Source organism: Leptolyngbya sp. 'hensonii' (assembly GCF_001939115.1).
In the GTDB taxonomy this organism is placed as follows: Bacteria; Cyanobacteriota; Cyanobacteriia.
Genome location: NZ_MQTZ01000005.1, coordinates 1 through 18,566, shown reverse-complemented (window position 1 = coordinate 18,566; position 18,566 = coordinate 1). Strand labels below are relative to the sequence as shown.

20 protein-coding genes and 1 pseudogene are annotated in these 18,566 nt (G+C 54.5%); 14 read left to right on the top strand and 7 right to left on the bottom strand.

The genetic code is table 11. From position 1 onward, the window contains the following. Positions 1-15: 15 nt before the first annotated feature. A complete protein-coding gene (locus BST81_RS02535; RefSeq protein WP_253188057.1) occupies positions 16-1,572 on the bottom strand; it encodes a B12-binding domain-containing radical SAM protein in 1,557 nt (518 codons plus the stop codon). 137 nt (positions 1,573-1,709) lie between these two features. Next, positions 1,710-2,027: a hypothetical protein gene (locus BST81_RS02530; protein ID WP_075597027.1), complete on the bottom strand. Its 318-nt coding sequence runs from the start codon at positions 2,025-2,027 to the stop codon at positions 1,710-1,712. Between the two features lie 97 nt (positions 2,028-2,124). Between BST81_RS02530 and trpS the strand changes: the two genes are divergently transcribed. The 5 genes from trpS (at position 2,125) to BST81_RS02510 (ending at position 9,020) form a co-directional block, all read left to right on the top strand. Beyond that, the gene (gene trpS / locus BST81_RS02525; RefSeq protein ID WP_075596973.1) at positions 2,125-3,138 is read left to right on the top strand and encodes a tryptophan--tRNA ligase; all 1,014 of its coding nucleotides are present in this window, start codon (positions 2,125-2,127) and stop codon (positions 3,136-3,138) included. Between the two features lie 38 nt (positions 3,139-3,176). Continuing rightward, positions 3,177-4,085 carry a methylenetetrahydrofolate reductase gene (locus tag BST81_RS02520; protein ID WP_075596972.1) on the top strand — a complete coding sequence of 303 codons (909 nt, stop codon included), beginning with the start codon at positions 3,177-3,179 and terminating at the stop codon, positions 4,083-4,085. A gap of 89 nt (positions 4,086-4,174) precedes the next feature. After that, positions 4,175-5,815, top strand: coding sequence for a mucoidy inhibitor MuiA family protein (locus BST81_RS02515; RefSeq protein ID WP_171974644.1), 1,641 nt, complete (start codon positions 4,175-4,177; stop codon positions 5,813-5,815). A gap of 320 nt (positions 5,816-6,135) precedes the next feature. Continuing rightward, entirely contained in the window at positions 6,136-6,357 is a 222-nt protein-coding gene (locus BST81_RS27880) for a hypothetical protein (RefSeq protein WP_171974643.1), read from the top strand. Between the two features lie 302 nt (positions 6,358-6,659). Then, on the top strand, positions 6,660-9,020 hold the full coding sequence (locus tag BST81_RS02510) for a GUN4 domain-containing protein (RefSeq protein WP_253188056.1): 2,361 nt from the start codon (positions 6,660-6,662) through the stop codon (positions 9,018-9,020). A 43-nt stretch (positions 9,021-9,063) separates the two neighbouring features. Here the strand turns inward: BST81_RS02510 and BST81_RS02505 are convergent, their stop codons facing one another. After that, complete coding sequence (locus BST81_RS02505) at positions 9,064-9,294, bottom strand: hypothetical protein (protein ID WP_075596971.1); 231 nt, start codon at positions 9,292-9,294, stop codon at positions 9,064-9,066. A gap of 303 nt (positions 9,295-9,597) precedes the next feature. Here BST81_RS02505 and BST81_RS02500 point away from each other — a divergent pair, with 303 nt between their 5' ends. The 8 genes from BST81_RS02500 to BST81_RS02465 all read left to right on the top strand — a co-directional run bounded on the left by BST81_RS02500 (position 9,598) and on the right by BST81_RS02465 (position 14,302). Continuing rightward, a complete protein-coding gene (locus tag BST81_RS02500; RefSeq protein WP_075596970.1) occupies positions 9,598-10,107 on the top strand; it encodes a hypothetical protein in 510 nt (169 codons plus the stop codon). 2 nt (positions 10,108-10,109) lie between these two features. Beyond that, complete coding sequence (gene folK, locus BST81_RS02495; protein WP_075596969.1) at positions 10,110-10,586, top strand: 2-amino-4-hydroxy-6-hydroxymethyldihydropteridine diphosphokinase; 477 nt, start codon at positions 10,110-10,112, stop codon at positions 10,584-10,586. A 10-nt stretch (positions 10,587-10,596) separates the two neighbouring features. Continuing rightward, positions 10,597-11,148, top strand: coding sequence for an NUDIX hydrolase (locus BST81_RS02490; protein WP_075596968.1), 552 nt, complete (start codon positions 10,597-10,599; stop codon positions 11,146-11,148). Between the two features lie 114 nt (positions 11,149-11,262). Next, positions 11,263-11,592, top strand: a complete 330-nt coding sequence (locus tag BST81_RS02485) for a 2Fe-2S iron-sulfur cluster-binding protein (RefSeq protein WP_075596967.1) — start codon at positions 11,263-11,265, stop codon at positions 11,590-11,592. A 35-nt stretch (positions 11,593-11,627) separates the two neighbouring features. Continuing rightward, complete coding sequence (locus BST81_RS02480) at positions 11,628-11,834, top strand: hypothetical protein (protein ID WP_075596966.1); 207 nt, start codon at positions 11,628-11,630, stop codon at positions 11,832-11,834. Beyond that, positions 11,831-12,880 (top strand): DUF3326 domain-containing protein, encoded by a 1,050-nt coding sequence (locus BST81_RS02475; protein ID WP_075596965.1) that lies wholly within the window; start codon positions 11,831-11,833, stop codon positions 12,878-12,880. Before BST81_RS02480 ends, BST81_RS02475 begins: the two co-directional genes overlap by 4 nt. Positions 12,881-12,962: 82 nt before the next feature. Continuing rightward, positions 12,963-13,571 carry a type II CAAX endopeptidase family protein gene (locus BST81_RS02470; protein WP_075596964.1) on the top strand — a complete coding sequence of 203 codons (609 nt, stop codon included), beginning with the start codon at positions 12,963-12,965 and terminating at the stop codon, positions 13,569-13,571. 125 nt (positions 13,572-13,696) lie between these two features. Then, positions 13,697-14,302, top strand: a complete 606-nt coding sequence (locus BST81_RS02465; RefSeq protein ID WP_363079180.1) for a DUF3318 domain-containing protein — start codon at positions 13,697-13,699, stop codon at positions 14,300-14,302. 23 nt (positions 14,303-14,325) lie between these two features. Here BST81_RS02465 and BST81_RS02460 read toward each other — a convergent pair whose 3' ends face one another. Both BST81_RS02460 and lipA read right to left on the bottom strand, forming a co-directional pair. Continuing rightward, a complete protein-coding gene (locus tag BST81_RS02460; protein ID WP_075597024.1) occupies positions 14,326-15,555 on the bottom strand; it encodes a site-2 protease family protein in 1,230 nt (409 codons plus the stop codon). A gap of 201 nt (positions 15,556-15,756) precedes the next feature. Continuing rightward, positions 15,757-16,704 carry a lipoyl synthase gene (gene lipA, locus BST81_RS02455; RefSeq protein ID WP_290439410.1) on the bottom strand — a complete coding sequence of 316 codons (948 nt, stop codon included), beginning with the start codon at positions 16,702-16,704 and terminating at the stop codon, positions 15,757-15,759. A gap of 323 nt (positions 16,705-17,027) precedes the next feature. Here lipA and BST81_RS02450 point away from each other — a divergent pair, with 323 nt between their 5' ends. Continuing rightward, positions 17,028-17,582 carry a response regulator gene (locus BST81_RS02450; protein ID WP_075596961.1) on the top strand — a complete coding sequence of 185 codons (555 nt, stop codon included), beginning with the start codon at positions 17,028-17,030 and terminating at the stop codon, positions 17,580-17,582. Positions 17,583-17,599: 17 nt separating this feature from the next. Here the strand turns inward: BST81_RS02450 and recR are convergent, their stop codons facing one another. After that, positions 17,600-18,271, bottom strand: coding sequence for a recombination mediator RecR (gene recR, locus BST81_RS02445; protein WP_083636607.1), 672 nt, complete (start codon positions 18,269-18,271; stop codon positions 17,600-17,602). 101 nt (positions 18,272-18,372) lie between these two features. Beyond that, positions 18,373-18,566: pseudogene (locus BST81_RS02440) on the bottom strand (photosystem II q(b) protein); the annotation flags it as partial.

Below are 18,566 nucleotides of genomic sequence, written 5' to 3'. Positions count from 1 at the left end.
TTGCCAACCTCCGCATCAAATCGTGACACAGGCTGTTGCTTCGGCTTCAACTTGAGGCTGATCCGGCACTGGCTTGGTCTGCTTGAGTTTGACCAGTTGTTGCAGGAGTTGGGCCCGCACCTGATGCCGATAGGCAAAGAAATGCTCCCCGACGCCCAGAGTGGTCATGTAGTCGTAGAACAGACGGGGCTTGAGCAGAGCGATCGTGACCAACTGCCACCAGAACCGAAACCAGGTAGAGCGGGTGATACCCTGTCGCCAGCAGATGGCAAAGAATAAGCCCACTTCTTTCCCGGTGATCGGACGGCAGGTTTTACCGCGCCAGCCATTCATCATCATAAAGTGGCGGAATGTGCGCTTCAGGTAAGGCATGGGCTCGTAAATCCCCCAGAAAGCTTCAATGTATTCCTCAGTAATCTCTTCCACCGATCGGGTGGGCACAAAGTTCATGATCGCTCCCTGGTGGAAGGTGTTCAGGCTATCGGTCAGCCGACCCTCCTGTTTCAGTCGCTCCCACATGGCCGTATTTTGCAACGCCTGTAGCAAACTGAACTGGCATTGGGGAATGCCCGTGTCATCAATGAATTGTTGAATGCGTTGACCGGCACCGGGACGTTCGTTGTCGAAGCCCATAATGAAGCCAGACATGATCTGGAGACCCGCACGGGTAATCTTATGGCAGGAGTCAATCAGAGACTGGCGGGTGTTCTGAACTTTATTGATACCCAGGAGACTATCGGTATCGGGGGTTTCAATACCCATGAAGACCAGGGTGAAACCGGCCTTGACCATTAACTCGACCAGTTCCATATCCTCGGCCAGGTTCAGGGAAGCTTCCGTGAGCAGAATGAAGGGATACTGATGTTCCTCCATCCAGGGAATCAGGGCCTGCAAAAATAGCTTGGCATTCCGCTTGTTGCCAATAAAGTTATCATCCACGACGAACACATACCGCCGCCACCCCATCTGATAGAGAACTTCCAGTTCAGCCAGCATCTGTTCTGGGGTCTTGGTGCGGGGTTTTCGCCCATAGAGGTTGATGATGTCACAGAACTCACATTGGAAAGGACAACCCCGGGAAAACTGAACCGTGATGGCCAGGTAGGCGTTCAAGTCCAGCAGGTCGAAGCGGGCGATCGGGGTCTGGGTGACATCAGGCTTTTCAGCAGATCGGAAGATCCCCTCGGGTTCTCCCCGTTCCAGGGCTTCCAGAAACAGAGGCAGGGTACATTCTCCCTCATCTAGGATCAAATAGTGGGCCCCCGATTCGAGGGCAAAGTCCGGCACGGATGTGGGGAAAGGCCCTCCCACGGCGACCTTCTTCCCCAGGAAGACCCCTTTCTGGATCAGTTCTCGAAAATCCTGCCGCTGGATAATCATGGCAGAAATGATAACCAGATCACACCAGGCCCAATCATCCTCTGTTTCACAACGGACATTGCGATCGGCGAAGCGAATCTCCCAATCGGACGGCAGCATCGCCGCCACTGTAAGTAAACCAAGTGGTGGATTCGTAGACCGCAGCCCTGCCAAGTCCAGAGTTTCCTGGTAGGACCAAAACGAATTCGGCATGACCGGCCAGAGTAGCAAAGCTCTCATGGACACCCCCATAATCTTGGATTGGTTTAAATCCAAGACTATCGCCAGGAGGAAAATAAAGAACTATGCCTAAGTGAATATTTTTATTGAGAGCTAATTAATTGAAACAATTATTGTTCCTGCATCAGGCGCAGATAATTCTGCTGTAATTGCAGGTGATTGGCCGCCATTTGCTCAGAAATTTCTTTCTCCACATCAGAAAGCTGCTGCCAGAATGCAGCCGAACGGCGAGCGGTCATCACTTCATGCCAGAGCAACTGTAGCATCCCGGCCATCTCCGGCTGATGCTGGGCAACATCTGCTCGGAGTTGTTCAAAAGCCTGGAGAGCTTCGGCATGATCAGAGAGGTTTCGAGCCAAGGCCAGACAATGACGCAGGCGATCGTCAAAGCTAGGAGTCGTCCGATTCAAGAGCAAGGAGTGATTCATAATGATCGAGGAATGGGTTAAAAATTTTGTTAACTTGTTTTGAGAGTACACAATAAAATTTAACATTTTGTAAGCAATAACCCCATTTATTTTTAGCATGACCAGGCAGCGTGTTCTTTCGGGAGTCCAGCCCACGGGCAATCCCCATTTGGGTAATTATCTGGGCGCTATCCGTAACTGGGTGGAAAACCAGAGTCAGTACGAGAATTTCTTCTGTGTAGTGGATCTGCACGCAATTACCGTGCCCCATGATCCCAAAATTCTGGCCACAGACACCTATGGCATTGCCGCCATTTATCTGGCCTGCGGCATTGATCTGACTCACTCCAATATCTTTGTCCAGTCCCATGTCCCAGCCCACAGTGAGCTGACCTGGCTGCTGAACTGTATTACCCCCCTGAACTGGCTCCAGGATATGGTCCAGTTCAAAGAGAAGGCGATCAAACAAGGGGAAAACGTCAGTACGGGGCTGCTGGATTATCCCGTGCTGATGGCAGCGGATATCCTGCTGTACCAGGCGGATAAGGTGCCTGTCGGTGAAGACCAGAAGCAACATCTGGAGCTAACCCGTGACATTGCCGCCCGCTTCAACCATCTGTACGGGAATAAGGGGAAGCAACGGATTTTGAAGCAGCCGGACCCCTTAATTCGGTCTGAAGGAGCCAGGGTGATGAGTCTGACGGATGGGACAAAGAAAATGTCCAAGTCTGACCCTTCGGATCAGAGCCGGATTAATCTGCTAGATACCCCGGAGCAAATTCAGCAGAAGATCAAAAAATGTAAAACCGACCCTCACCGGGGCCTGGTCTTCGATGACGCGGAACGACCCGAGGCCAACAACCTGCTGACCCTCTACATGCTGCTGTCGGGTCAATCTAAGGAAGCAGTGGCGATCGAATGTCAGGATATGGGCTGGGGCCAGTTCAAGCCCTTGCTGACGGAAACCACGATCGCCGCCCTCCAGCCGATTCAGGAGAAATATCACGCAGTCATGGCAGATAAAGGCTATCTGGAGTCCATCCTGCGCCAGGGACGAGAGCAGGCAGCCGCGATCGCTAACGACACCCTACTCAAGGTGAAATCCGCCCTCGGCTACTCGATACCGCTGTAACGTAGGATGGAATTCATCCAGTTAATGGTTCAACGTCCATGCCTGAGTCTGCTGCGCCGAGTCCCCTCTCCTCCTTCCGCTCCGCCGTGCAATCCGGTCAGTTCCTGATTACGGCTGAAGCCTGTCCACCCAAGGGAGGGGACCCGACCCACATGCTGGAAATGGCCAGATTGCTGCAGGGGCGTGTCCATGCAATCAATATTACCGACGGCAGTCGGGCGGTTCTACGGATGTCCTCCCTGGCGGCCTGCGTGATTTTGCAGCAGCACGGGATCGAGTCGATCTGCCAGGTAGCCTGTCGCGATCGCAACCGCATTGGCCTCCAGTCTGATCTGATGGGAGCCCATGCCCTGGGAATTCGCAACATCCTGGCCCTGACGGGTGACCCGGTGAAGGCTGGGGATCACCCGGATGCCAAGGCCGTCTTCGACCTGGAATCGGTGCGGTTGCTGCAGATGATCCGCCAGTTGAATCACGGTCTGGACTGGAACCAGAAACCCCTGACGGATGGAGCCACGGATCTGTTTGTCGGAGCCGCGATCGACCCCCAATTAGCCAGTTGGTCCAGCTTGCAGAGCCGGTTTGAACGCAAGATCGAAGCAGGAGCCCAATTTTTCCAGAGCCAGCTCATCTGCGATTTCGATCGGCTGGAAAAGTTCATGACCCAGCTTGCCACCCCGGCTGGAAAGCCTGTCCTGGCCGGAATCTTCCTGCTCAAATCCGCCAAAAATGCCCAGTTCATCAACCGCTGTGTCCCAGGGGTAAATATTCCCCAACCCATCATCGATCGGCTGGAGCAAGCCGCCGACCCACTCCAGGAGGGTATTGCGATCGCGGCAGAACAGGTGCTGATGGCCCGTCAGTTGTGCCAGGGCGTCCACATGATGGCCGTCAAGCGGGAGGATTTAATTCCCAAAATCCTTGACCTGGCCGGGATTACCCTTTAATTCCACCCCCCAAAATTAGCAAACGCTGTATACTCATATCTGCCCGTGCATCTGCCAGTCTGAATCGAGCAACCTGTAGAGGAGGAGGCGTGGTAGAGCGTTCGGCAGCATCCCTGAGTCATCCAGAAATCGGGACTTTCAAGCAAGACACCGTTCAGGTCGTCGAAACCAGCATTTTGGCCGTCACAGCCTATGTCAACCAGGCCCTGATTATCCGTCGAGGGGTGGTGATCCTGACGGGTTTGGAACGGGAATTGGTCATCCCAGGTCTGTCTCCCTGCCTGCGATCGGAGTCCCTACAAGTGAGTGGAATTGGGACGGTGGGGGTTCGCCTGTTGGGCATTCGTACCGAACCCCTGCAGACCACCCCACCCATCGTTAGTGAGATCACAGACTTGAACGATCGAATTGCCCTCCTGGAGGAGCAGCAACGCCACATTCGCAACCGATTGGACTCCCTGCAATTGCAACGGGAGTTTATCCAGGGGTTGAGCGAAAAATCGGTGGATCAGTTCTCCCAAGGGTTGGCCCAGCGGCAAATCGATCTAGAGCAAACCCGGCAGCTTGTGGACTTTTTGGGCCAGCAGTACCGCGAATTCACCACGGTAATTTCCCAACTGGAGCAGGAACAGCAGGATCTGGAGCAGCAGCTTCAAAAGCTGCGTCAGCAATTGGCCCAGATCGAAGCCACACCAGGTCAGGGAGGCCATCGACTGGTGGTGATGGTGGAACCCAGTGGAGCCGGAGAGTTTGTTCTGGAGCTGTCCTATGTAGTCGATCGGGCAGGCTGGACGCCCCTCTACGACATGACCTTCAACCGCACTGGACGGCAGGTAAAAGTCAGCTATCTGGCAGAAGTCAAGCAGTACAGTGGGGAAAACTGGGCCGGGGCCAGCCTTACCCTCTCCACCTCAGAACTCGGCACGGGAGCCCTCTGGCCCCAGTTCCATCCCTGGTACATTGATGTGTCACCCCCGGAGTCGAGTCCGTATCGTCATCCGGGCCAGAACCCGGCGATCACCAGTGGGGATTCTTCGCTCAGATCCGAGACAATTCCTACCGAACCGATTGCAGTGCCCCCCATCGTCACCAAAGTTGCCCGCGAAAATGGCATCACCACCCTCCTCCTGGGCCAGGAAGACGGGATTCCTGGTGACGGCACTCCCCGCAAAGTCACCATTCTGGAAGATGAGTATCCCTGCCGGATTGAATACGTGGCATTACCTCGTTTGGCCAGCTTTGCCTACCTGCAGGCGATCGTCACCAACCATCCCCATGGTGTCACCCTGCTACCAGGACAGGCCAACATCTTTCGCAACAACCTGTTCATCGGCACCATCCGGCTGGAGCAAGTAGCCCCCGGCCAGCCCTTCCGCCTGGATTTAGGAATTGACGAGGGCTTGAAGATACAGCGGCAACTGGTTGAATGCCAGACCCGCCGGGGCATCTTCCTGCAAAGCCAGGTTACAACCTACGCCTATCGCCTGACGATCGCCAACCTGCGCGATCGGGAAATCACCCTGAAAGTAACCGAGCAACTCCCCCTGAGCCGCAGTGAGCAAGTTACCACCCGCCTGCTGCGGGCCTTACCCGCCCCCACCTCCAGCAGCCCCCAGGCACTGGAGTGGACGATCGTCCTGCCACCGGAAGCCCGCCGGGAGTTATCCTACTGCTTTGCTATCACCTATCCCCTGGGTCTGACCCTGACGGGAATGGAGAGCGATCGGTAGAGATTCGCAGCATCTGGCCCGTCTCCTAGCGCCCAGGCTCCTAGCGCCCAGGCTCTGCCTGGGTGCCTAAGCAGACCCACCCCGTTCTCCCCGTCTCCTAGCGCCCAGGCTCTGCCTGGGTGCCCATGCCGTCATCATCCAGCGTCGCAGCATCTGGTCCCCAGCCAGACTCTGGGAACCAGGGACACACACCAGGGACCAGGGAATTTCTCCCCCTCTCCTAGCGCCCAGGCTCCTAGCGCCCAGGCTCTGCCTGGGGGCCTAAGCAGACCCACCCCGTTCTCCCCGTCTCCTAGCGCCCAGGCTCTGCCTGGGGGCTCATGCCGTCATCCAGCGTCGCAGCATCTGGTTCCCAGCCAGAGTTTGGGAACCAGGGACCCCTGCCAAAGCAGACCCGGCTCTGCCTGGGTGCCCATGCCGTCATCATCCAGCGTCGCAGCATCTGGTTCCCAGCCAGACTCTGGGAACCAGGGACACACCAACCCCTCCCCAGAGGTAAGTTCTCCCCTCTCCTAGCGCCCAGGCTCTGCCTGGGTGCCTAAGCAGACCCACCCCGGCCCTGCGGGCCACCCCTCCCCAGAGGGGAATGAGATCGTTCGAGTTCCGAAGGGGAAAGTTGGGATTCAAAGTGAGATCGTTCAGCTTCAGAAGTGCAATGTTCGGGTTCAGAGTGCGATCGTTCGGCTTCTGGGGTGCAATCTTCGGGGTCAAAGTGCAATCGTTCGAGTTCCAAAGGGAAAACTCCGAGTTCACAGGGCGATCGTTCGAGTTCCGAAGGGGAAACTTGGGGTTCGGAGTACAATCGTTCGGCTTCTGAGCTGCAAGGACAAGAAAATACGCCAAAATGGGAGAAAATTCCCGTTGCCGAGCCTGTCTCGCCATGACGCCAGAGCCAGACCCCAAAGAGACTCCCACCAGTCTAGCCAAAGCATCCCCCAGTTCAGAACGACGATTTGTGCAGCGATCGGTGCAGGCATTCGTCCAGTGGATGCCTCTGGGTGGAAGTGGGTGGTTGTTTGCCAGTTTTTTGCTAAGGCAAGAGTGGGCAATGGTTCTACTCACATTTCCTGTAACCATCGTGACGGCAGTATGGGCAGCCTATAGCAAAAATTTTGTCGAGCGATTGTCAGAGATTTATGCCGATAAGGGCAAACAGGATGCCGATGCCCTGAACAAGGGGATGGACAGCCTGAATGAAGCCCTGAAGTGGCAGCTTTCCGGCTTTGACAATAAATATCTCCAACGTCAGGCATCGGATTGTGAATCCTTTCGTTCTGAAGGAGTAGCCCAGCACGATCGGATCTTTACTCCCCTACTCAAGGACGTATTTATTCCCCTCAGGCTCGACGCCAGCCCCCTCTCGCCGGGATTGCGGCAGGCTGTCTTTGAACAGTTCGAGGGAACGACAACCATCTGGGAAATTCTGGCGAGAACCCGGCAGGAACCCATGTTTCGGCAACTGGTGGTCCAGGCTTGGGGGGGCTATGGCAAAACCACCTTGCTGAAACACATTGCCTACCTATATGGCAAAAAGCAACAGCCCCGATCGGCCCCCAAGCTGATTCCAGTGCTGCTAATCCTGCGGAAATATCGAGACTTGCTCTCCCAGGAGAATCCCCCCAGTCTGCCTGATCTGATCACCTACCATCACATTCCCGGATTACCCGGTGCTCAGGACTTACAGGTGCCGCCCCACTGGGCCAGGGACATCCTGAAGCAGGGCAAGGCTCTGGTGATGCTGGATGGCTTCGATGAAGTGGCAAAGACGCAACGTCCTGCCGTAGCCCGCTGGATCATGGAACAACTGCACCAATATGGCAAATCGGTGTTTATGGTAACTTCCCGGCCCAAAGCCTACCGGGAACAGGACGCGGGCGATCGGCTGGAACTGGCCACCCCTTTCTGGATTAAAGACTTTGATGCAGCTCAACGTCAGGAATTTGTGGAAAAGTGGTATCTCAGCCAGGAACGCTACACCCATGGAGGACGCAACACACCCGATGTGCAGCAACTGGCCCAGCAAGCCGCCAAAGACCTGTTGACCCAGATCCAAGCCCGCCAGGAACTCCAGGATCTGGCCAAAAATCCTCTGCTGCTGAACATGATCGTCACCTTTCATCGCCGGTTTCCAGGTTCGGAACTACCCAAGCGTCGGGTGGAACTGTATCGGGAAATGTGCCGGTTGCAGCTTCGAGATCGTCCGGCTGCCCGTAAGCTGGAAACCCTGCTGACCCAGTGCGAGGCCCAGACGATTCTGCAAATGCTGGCCCTGGCCATGATGCAAAACCGCTGGGAACGGATCGATCGCGCCAAGCTCCTACAGGGACTGACCAAATGCCTGCAACAAGAGAGCGAAACCGTTGCCGCTAAAGACTTTCTGGAACAAGTGGTGCAGATTAGCGAATTGCTGGTGGAGCGAGAACCAGACGAATTTGAATTTGCCCATCTCAGCTTTCAGGAATATTTAGCCGCCACCCAAATTGCCCAGTTGAAGCAGGAAAGTCGGCTCTATGACCACTTCCAGGATGACTGGTGGAAACCGACAATTTTGCTCTATGCCGCCCAGGTCAACCCAACTACCCTGATCCGAGAAATGATGCAACGGGGAGCCATCGACCTGGCTTATCTCTGTTTTCAGGAAACGACTAAACGAGTTGACCCCACGCTGGAAGCAGGACTGGAGGCCCTGAAACTGACGGTACAGACTTCCCGTTATGCCCAACTGGAGAACTATCTGAAGCAGGGACAGTGGCGAGAAGCCGACCGGGAAACCTACCGGCTGATGATCACCACCGTCGGCAAGGAAGAGGGCCAGTGGTTTGAACCAGAAGAGTTGCTGAACTTTCCCTGTGAGGAGTTGAAGACGATCGACAGCCTCTGGGTGAAATACAGCCAGGGCCGGTTTGGCTTCACGGTACAGAAGAAGATTTATCTCCAATGCGGCGGCATCCCAGACGGCCAGTATCATCAAGAAGCCTGGGATCGGTTTTGCCATCAAGTCGGATGGATGGCAAATTTGGCAAGGGGGAGGAGCGCTCGTTATAAATGCAATGTAAAATTTAGCACCACATCACCTAGAGGACACCTCCCTGTTTGTGCGCGAGAGAGTGGGTTGCGCGTAGAGAATGTGGTATGTCCTTGGTCTGCCTTCGGGGGGGGGGGGTTCTCTTCTCTCACATCGAGACTTGTAAAGTGTAACCTGTGACCCACCCCGGCCCTGCGGGCCACCCCTCCCGAGAGGGGATTTCCTAGCGCCCAGGCTCTGCCTGGGTGCCCATGCCGTCATCCAGCGTCGCAGCAGCATCTGGTCCCCAGCCAGACTCTGGGAACCAGGGACAAAAAGGCGATCGTTCAAGTTCCGAAGGGGAATCTTTGGGTTCAGAGAACGATCGTTCGACTTCTGAGCTGCAATGTCGGGGTTCAAAGTGCGATCGTTGAGGTTTGAAGGCTGCCCATGCCGTCATCCAGCGTCGCAGCATCTGGTCCCCAGCCAGACTCTGGGAACCAGGGACACACCAACCCCTCCCAAGAAGGGAATGCAGGCGATCGTTCAAGTTCCGAAAGGGAAACTTCGAGCAAGTGGGTCTACCCTAACCTTGTTGCATTTGATGAGGATCACCCGCCGATCTGAGCCACAGTTGATATGCTGGCAGTATAAAAGAGGACTATAGCCATCCCGTATTAGCGAGTGGAATCCAAAAATTGAAACACGACCCAATCCCTCTTGCAGGTCTCGATGTTGTTATAGATGCCTGAGCAGATAGCCAAAATGGAGGCTATTTATGAATAAATTTTCCCTCGGATTGAGTCTGTCCTGCGCGCTGATCGGGGCTTCCCTGCTCTGGAGCCCGCCCAAAGCCCAGGCAGAATCCTGTAATTATTTCGCCGGAACCGCAGTCGCAGGTCAGGCCGTAAATGTAGACCTGTGCTCGATTTCCCGGGCCAGTGCCCGCAGCGTCAATTTTGTGTATTACCTGGGCAATGAAAAGGTCGTCAGCCAGGCCAACTGCCAGAACGGCACCTGGACCACTTTCCCAGAAAAACAGGTGCATCGGCCCCAATCCCGCGCCACCCAGCGGATGCTGGAAGTGGTCTGCAGCTACAACGGGGGCAACAATGCGGCTTTTGTCTTCGATCCCCCGTCTAATGTCAGAAACTCCCCCAATGGCACCGTGCTCTGTACTATCAACAGTCCCACGACCATTAACATTTATGGCTCAGCCGGACCCTGGTACTACACGGATGTTTGTGGTTCGATCGGAGTAATCCACTCTAGCCAGCTCAAATTCTAAGGATGCCTGCCGCAGCGATCGCCCTCGGTAGCAATCTCGGGGACTCCCAGGCCACGATCGAGGCCGCCCTGGATCTCCTGGATCACTATCCCCAAATTGCTGTCACCCGACGCTCTCACTGGTATCGGACAAGTCCGGTGGGGCCACCCCAGCCAGATTATGTGAATGGCTGCGCCCTGTTGCAGGTTGGGCTGGAACCCTGGCCCCTGATGCAAACCTTGCTCCAGGTCGAAGTCCAGTTCGGGCGGGTGCGCCAGGAACGAAACGGTCCTCGAACGCTGGATCTGGATCTATTGCTGTTTGATAACCTGGTGCTGGAAACGCCACAGCTCCAGATTCCCCACCCCCGGATGGGCGATCGGGCTTTCGTTCTCGTCCCCCTGGCTGAGATCGCCCCAGATTGGGTGGACCCAATTACGGGAAAGACGATCGGTGAACTCCTGCAGGCGGTAGACTGTTCAGGAGTGCAAAAGTTGTGAGTTTCCATCCATGGCTGTCGGCTCTGAGCCTCCCCAACTCTTGAGAAAGCGTCTGTTCTACGAAGGGCGCAAGTTTAACTTTGAAGTCAATCGGCTGCGTCTGCCCAATCGAGCCGAAGGTGACTGGGAATGTATCCGCCACCCCGGTGGGGCCTTGGCTGTCCCCGTGACTTCGGACGGGCAACTGGTCCTGGTCCGGCAATATCGTTTTGCGGTGATGGGTCGGGTGCTGGAATTTCCAGCAGGCACCTTGGAACCCAATGAAGACGCGGAAAGCACCATTCGGCGGGAAATTGAAGAGGAAACTGGGTATCGCGCCCAGACCTGGCAGAAACTGGGAGAGATTGTGCTGGCTCCCGGTTACTCCGATGAGATTATTTATGCCTTCCTAGCTCAGGATCTGGAAAAGCTAGACCTCCCTCCGGATCAGGACGCGGATGAAGATATTGAAGTGGTGTTGATGAGACCCCAGCAATTGGAAGCTGCAATTCTGGCCGGAGAACCGGTGGATGCCAAGTCGATTTCTAGCTTCTTCCTGGCACGGCCATTTTTGACCCTGTAGCCGTCACCCGCTTGGTCAGGGCAGGAGGTGGGCAGTGGCCCCATCCTGCCTCCGCATTCCCGTGAAATTTGCTATATGATTTGATGTTGTTCTGCAGTTGCAATTCTTCTATCCATGGCCAAGACCTACACCGTTGAAATTAACTACCGGGGGGAAACTCACACCATCCAGGTGCCCGAAGATCAGACCGTGTTATCTGCGGCGTATGAAGCGGGTCTCGATTTTCTGCCTAATTCCTGTAATGCTGGCGTCTGTACCACCTGTGCCGCTCAATTGATTGAGGGGACGGTAGACCAGAGCGACGGGATGGGCATTGCCCCGGAAATTCGTGAACAAGGGTTTGCCTTACTCTGTGTGTCCTATCCCCGTTCTGATCTGAAGGTTGAGACAGAGAAGGAAGACACGGTATACTACCTTCAGTTCGGTCAGTTCCAGAAAAAGTAAGGAAAGGACTGAAGGTTGCTTTTCAGGAAAGTCCTATGACCACTCACTTTATCACTGCAGAAGTTGATCTCCAGGAGTCCCCCATCCAAATGCAACAGGCGATCGAGGCCGAGTTGCAAAAGCGGGGTGAACCCCTCCGCTGGGCCGTGACCGATGTCAACGTGGTGCAGCAGAAAGCTCATGTTGAGGCGATCGTGACCCTGGAACCCGCAAAGCTCTCCCCCATTGCGCCATTAAGTTGAGCCTGCGTCCTTATACCGCTGTTCTGATTATTCCCACCGGAATTGGGGCAGCGATCGGAGGCTACGCCGGAGATGCTCTGCCTGTGGCCAGAGCCATGGCCCAGATGGTGGATTGCCTGATTACCCACCCTAATGTGTTGAATGGGGCTCAGCTCTACTGGCCCCTACCTAATGCCTTCTACGTGGAAGGCTACGCGCTCGATCGCTTTGCTGCCGGTGAATGGGGCTTAGCTCCGACCCATCAGAATCGGGTGGGTCTGGTCCTGGATCGGGCGATCGAATCTGAGTTGCAACTGCGGCAGATCCAGGCGGCTGAGGCCACTCGCGCTACCCTGGGTCTCCGTTTGACGGACTATGTCATCACCGATGCCCCCCTAGGGGTGGAACTCCGGACCGCACCCTCCGGAGCCACCTGGGGTACGATTCAAAATCCGGGTAGCTTATTGCGGGCTGTGGACCGGCTGATTACGCAGGCTGGGGCCGAGGCGATCGCGGTGGTGGCCCGGTTCCCCGATGACCAGGACAGTGCAGCCCTGCAGGAGTACCGTCACGGTCAGGGGGTGGACCCCCTGGCTGGCGCAGAAGCCGTGATCAGCCATCTGGTAGTACGGACGTTTCGGGTTCCCTCTGCCCATGCCCCTGCACTCCTGCCCCTGCCCCTGGACCCCCAGCTTTCCCCCCGATCGGCTGCCGAAGAAATTGGCTTTACATTCCTGCCCTGTGTGCTGGCAGGGTTGAGTCGGGCTCCTCAATTTGTCACCTCGCCCAAGGCCACTGCAATCTGGTCCCATCAGGTGGATGCCGTGATTGTGCCTGCAACAGCCTGTGGGGGCAGCGCCATCCTCAGTTTGAGTCAGGGGCAGGCCCAAGTGATTGCCGTCAAAGATAACCAGACCAAAATGCAGGTGACGCCAGAAGCCCTGGGCATTCCAGCCCTGCAGGTGAACTCCTACCTGGAAGCCCTGGGTGCCATCGCAGCTCACCGCGCCGGAGTCAGCGTTGCGGCCCTGAGTCCCCACTTATCTTCGTTGCGTCCTGTATGCTGAGAGAGGGACAAAAATTTGTAACTCTCCTGATACCATCTTGGTTAAAGATCTTTGGCAAAGCATAAACCTTTAGTATTTTCTTGTGGCAGATCAACCTTCCCCTAATCCCGATCTTGAACCCCTGACGCGCATTCAGGTTCTACTGGCGATCGGAGTGACGGCGATCGTCCTGCTACTGATGGCAACCCTATGGCGTAAATTTGGCGCGGTGGCTCTGTTGCCCTGGAAATTTCAGATCAGAGCTCTGCTGGTGGGTCTGGGGGTAGGTCTGCTGATTACGGCGGCCAGTTCCTTGATTTATCGCTTTTGGCCAGCCTATCGCCAGAGTGCAGACTACTATCTGCAACTGGTCTTGAAACCGCTGCTCTGGCCAGATTTACTCTGGTTGGGGCTGCTTCCTGGTCTGAGCGAAGAATTGCTGTTTCGAGGCGTGATGTTGCCAGCCTTTGGTCTGGGCTTCATGGCTCTGGCAGTTTCCAGCATTTCTTTTGGGGTGCTCCACCTGAGCAGCCTGCAACAGTGGCCTTACATGGCGTGGGCCATTCTAGTCGGATTTTTGCTGGGCTACAGCGCCATGGCCACAGGCAATCTGCTGGTGCCAATTCTGGCCCACATCCTGACCAATCTCCTCTCTAGTATTATCTGGAAGTGGAATCACCAGAATAATCGGGGTGATTTCAGCACGATTTGAGACTGTTACGGAGCGGTGAGGATCGCTATACTGCAAATGTGGATCGTTGACATCCATTTTTTATTGTTTGAATCTCCAACGTTGAAACCATGACATCTTTTGCTGCATCCTCTGCTAGAGCTGAAATGAGTGAACTCCGTCGTCTCAAAGGGCTCCTACCCCCTGAACTCCAGAGCTGGGTCACGGTAGAAGTCACCTCGGCTGTGAACCCTCCCCTGATTACTAGTGAAGAGATTGGCAAAGATCAGGTTGAGATTCAAATTGATTTACCGAAGTGGGAACAGTTGGCCACCGACCAGCGAAATCTGCTGTTCTGGCACGAGGTGGGTCGGGTGCAGAATGATACGATTCCCAGGGATGGTTGGGAAATGGCCGCTCTGGCGATCGGTCTGGGGGGGGCAGTCGGCGAACTCTGGGTTCAGGACGGGTTGTTGCTGGTTCTGGCTCTGGGCCTGTCAGGCTTCGCGGGCTACCGTCTATACCTGAAGAATAATGGTGAAAAGAAATTGCGCGAAGCGATCGAGGCGGACGATCGAGCCATCCAACTGGCCACTCGGTTCGGTTACACCCTACCCAACGCCTACAAAAGTCTGGGTAGTGCTCTGAAAACTTTGATTGAACAGTCTCCCAAGAAGCGTCAGCGGTCTAAGTACGAAGCTCGCCTGGATGCCTTAAAGCGGAGTGCAGCTAAGGCAAAAGCAAAATCCAAAGGGGATCCGCAATATTCTTAAAGGCCAATCTTGGGGCTAATGGGTTAGGGATCCTGGTGAGGCAATAACTCTTCTGTTGCTTTGGCCACAGCCAGAATGGGAAATCCCGGTGGATAGGCCCCTGCTTCTTTAATATTTTGAATCACGGCAGGAGCAATCTGGACCTTCAGTTGCTGCATCACAACCTGGACAATATCCCCCCGATCGATGACTCCGGCGACTGCACCAGCCGGAGAAATAACGGTAATCCGGCTGAGCTGATGTTTTTCCATCAGATTGATGACTTCGATCAGGGGTGTTTGCTCCTGAACAGTCAGTATGGCAGTCAAAGGCTGTAAAATATTTTGCAACGTTTTCGTTTCCCATTGGCTGCGTTCTACCTGGTGCAGGGCAGTCACTTCTACCAGACCCCGATAGCGCCCATCTGCAGCCGCAAAATACATGGGTGAACGGGCCGTATCCAGCAGGTACTGATCCGCAAACTGTCGCAAGGTCATTCCGGCTTCCACGACCCGAAATTCTCGGCCCATGGCATGGGCTGCATTGAGTTGCAGCAGGGCCTCCTGTAAGTCCGTAATGTGGCGATAGCGATCGGCATTGCGCAGGATAAACCAGCCAATCACCGCCAGCCAGATATTTCCCCCTGCAACCCCTGGAATCAGAACAGAAACGAAACCCAGAAGAATAATCAGCCAGCCTAAAATCTCACCCGTTCTGGCAGCCCAGCGAGTTGCCCGCAGACGATCGCCGGTAGCCTTCCAGATGGCGGCTTTCAGCACCTGCCCCCCATCCAGAGGCAGGCCGGGAATCAGGTTGAACAGGGCCAGCACCAGGTTGATTCTGGCCAGATCAGCCGCTAGAAACGCAACCGGGTGTGAGGTGGGCAGGTTCCAGGTCAGGATACTCAAACCACCACAGAGCACCAGGCTAACCACAGGACCCGCGATCGCCACCTGAAAGGCGCGCCCGGGAGTTTTAGGCTCCTGTTCGATCGCGGCGATCCCGCCAAATAGAAACAGGGTAATAGAGTTGACCTGAATACCTTGAGTTTTAGCCACCAGGCTATGGCCCAATTCGTGGAGTAAGACGGAGCCAAATAGGAGTAAGGCGGTCAACAACCCTGCACCTCCCAGAAGCAGGGGCTGCCAGGTTGGGTAGACCTCTCTCCAGGCAAATCCATTCAAGATTGCAACAATGACAACAATGAAAAGCCAGGAAAAATCAATGTAGAGGGGAATATTGAAGATGGAACCGATTCGCCAACTGGATTGCATATGTTGAGAACCTGGCAGGGGTAAAGGTAAGTAGGGGCGATCGCCAGAGAGACTGGAGAATCTTGAAATTATGAAGCCCCAAAAGATTAGGCTGGTTTGGAGGCAGTTCCCCAATACCAGCATAAGTGACGTTATCGCTTTACATGGAAGTCAATTGCACAAACCCAAAGATTAATGGGCAAAAAAAATCAACTATTCCCCTCAGGTGTGGGCTAAGGGGGTCTGGCCAGCATGATAGGAACTACGGACCAGGGGGCCTGATTGAACCTGTGTGAAGCCCAAATTCCGAGCGATCTCCCCCAAGCGATCAAATTCTGGAGGGGTCCAGTATTTCTGAACGGGCAGATGTTCCAGGGAAGGGCGCAAATATTGCCCCAGGGTCAGTCGATCGCAGCCCACCGATCTCAGATCATCCATGGCCTCGATCACCTCTTCCTGAGACTCGCCATGGCCCAACATTAACCCGGATTTGGTCGGAATAGCCGGGTTCAGATCTTTGACAGCCTGTAATACTCGGAGCGAACGATCGTACTTCGCCCCCCGCCGGACCCGGTCCTGGAGCCGTCGCACCGTCTCAACATTGTGGTTGTAGCAGGCAGGTTGGGCCGCGACGACCGTAGCAATACGCTGGCGTTGTCTCTCCTCCAGCGATAGAGACAGATCCAGAGCTGACCCACCCCAAAAATCTGCAGTCAGAACTTCAATTTGAGCCTCAGGGCTGAGTCGTCGAATTTGAGTCATGGTGGCCACAAACCACCCGGCTCCCTGATCTGGCAGGTCATCCCGGGCGACTGAAGTTAGAACCACATAGCGCAGCCCCAGGAGTTGCACCGCTTCAGCCACCTGATCAGGCTCCCGAGGGTCCAAGGGCATGGGTGCATGTCCCTTGTCCACCTGGCAAAAGGCGCAGCTCCGGGTGCAGGTGGGACCCATCAGGAGGAAAGTAGCCGTCTTCTGGGCATAACACTCACCCCGGTTGGGGCAGCGGCCTTCTTCGCAAATCGTATGAATTTGCCGCTGTTTGATAATTTGCTGAACGGTTGAGATGTCGCTGGCCTTGCCGATCGGACGCCGGAGCCACTCCGGCATGGCCTCAATCTCTGAACGCTGCTTAGCTCGTTCGGATGGATTAGGGGAAACGTGATACACCTTAATTTTGAAGTCTTTACGTTTGAACCAGTAAAAACTAGGATACTAGATTAGAATTTTGCTGTTAAAAGCTCTATCACGCTATAACTAACCTAGTGTCGAATATAGGGGAGCCAGAACTATACCAGGAAAGGCTCTACGAAATGCTTGTTTTTATGCTTTCGTATGTCTGGAATGTAGGTTAAGGTTATTCCTGATTAATATCTTTTCAGTTTTACCCTGCACCTCACCTGTGATCAGGATCAGGTGCTAACAATATTAAAAAACTGTAACTTCTTCTAGTTTTGTAGTTTTGACCTTCAGCACCTCCAGAGGAGTCGATTGTGGCAACTCACAAGATTCTGGTTATTGACGACAGTAAAGTCATTCGTTCTCGGGTAAGAGATATGTTGCCAAAAGGCAACTTCGAAGTTTTGGAAGCCAAGGATGGCCTGGAAGGGTTGAACCTGGTTCGTCAGGAGCGGCCTAACCTGATCATGCTAGACTTCCTGCTTCCTCGTATGAGCGGATGGGAAGTCTACCAGCACATTGAGGAAGAACATGAACTGCGGCTGATTCCTCTTGTAGTCATGTCCGGGCGTAAAGAAGAAGTAACGGAGAAGATCTCGGAACCGTTTGAATTCTTCGAGTTTATTGAAAAGCCTTTTGAGCAGAAGCAATTGGTTGAGGCGATTAAATCCGCCATGATCAAGATTAAGCGGAAGCCACCCCTCGTCACCAGTCGTTCCTCCGTACCCGATGGTTACGCCAGCTCAACCGAAAACTCAGCGGATATTCAAGCGCTGCAGGAAAAAATCATCGCCATGCAGCAAGAAATTGATCAACTGAAAAAGCAGATGACCCAGATCATCACTATCATCAAGCAGAAACTGAAATAGGCCCTGATGTCGGTGAGTTAATCTAGTTCCCGTCTTCCTTCCAAAGCTCGGGCCAGTGTTACCTCATCGGCATACTCCAGGTCACCTCCCATGGGGAGACCAAAGGCAATTCGGGTAACCCTTGTGAAGGGCTTGAGCAACTGACCGATATACAGGGTTGTTGTCTCTCCTTCAACACTGGGGCTGATGGCGAGAATCGCTTCTTCAATATTTTGCTTATTGACTCTTCGGATCAGGGGTTGGATGTGGAGTTGTTCCGGACCAATCCCATCCATGGGAGAAATTAGACCTCCCAAAACGTGATATTTTCCCCGATACTCACGGGTTTTTTCGATCGCAATCACATCCCTAGAGTCTGCTACCACGCAGATGGTGTGGCTATCGCGGCTGGTCGATCGACAGATCTCACAAATAGGCTCTGCTGAAAGATGAAAGCAGATGGAACAAACTCCTACCTGTTGCTTAGCATCCAGTAATGCTTGAGCCAGAGCCTGAATCTCACCCTCAGGACGTTTAATGATGTGTAAGGCCAATCGCTGAGCGGTTTTAGGGCCAATTCCAGGCAGCCGCTGCAGTTGTTCAATCAAGCGGGCTAAAGGGCGAGTGTAAACCGTTTGAGTTTCCTCCCAAAATGCTTGCCAATTGACTGCATACCAGTGTAGTCGATCCTGCGATCGCACCAGTTCCATCCCCCACGTAAAGCCTCAAGTCATTACAGCTCCAAAAGATAGTAAAGCCGCGATGACTCGCGGCCTTACTGACAGACTCTAGAAGAGACTGGATTTATTCCTTAGCCATGGATGGCAGGAGCAGCAACCGCAACCGGAGCAGACTCACCCGCAGCCAAGTCCAGAGGGAAGTTGTGAGCATTGCGCTCGTGCATCACTTCCATCCCCAGGTTAGCCCGGTTCAGCACATCCGCCCAAGTCCCGATCACACGACCTTGAGAATCAATCAACGACTGGTTGAAGTTGAACCCGTTCA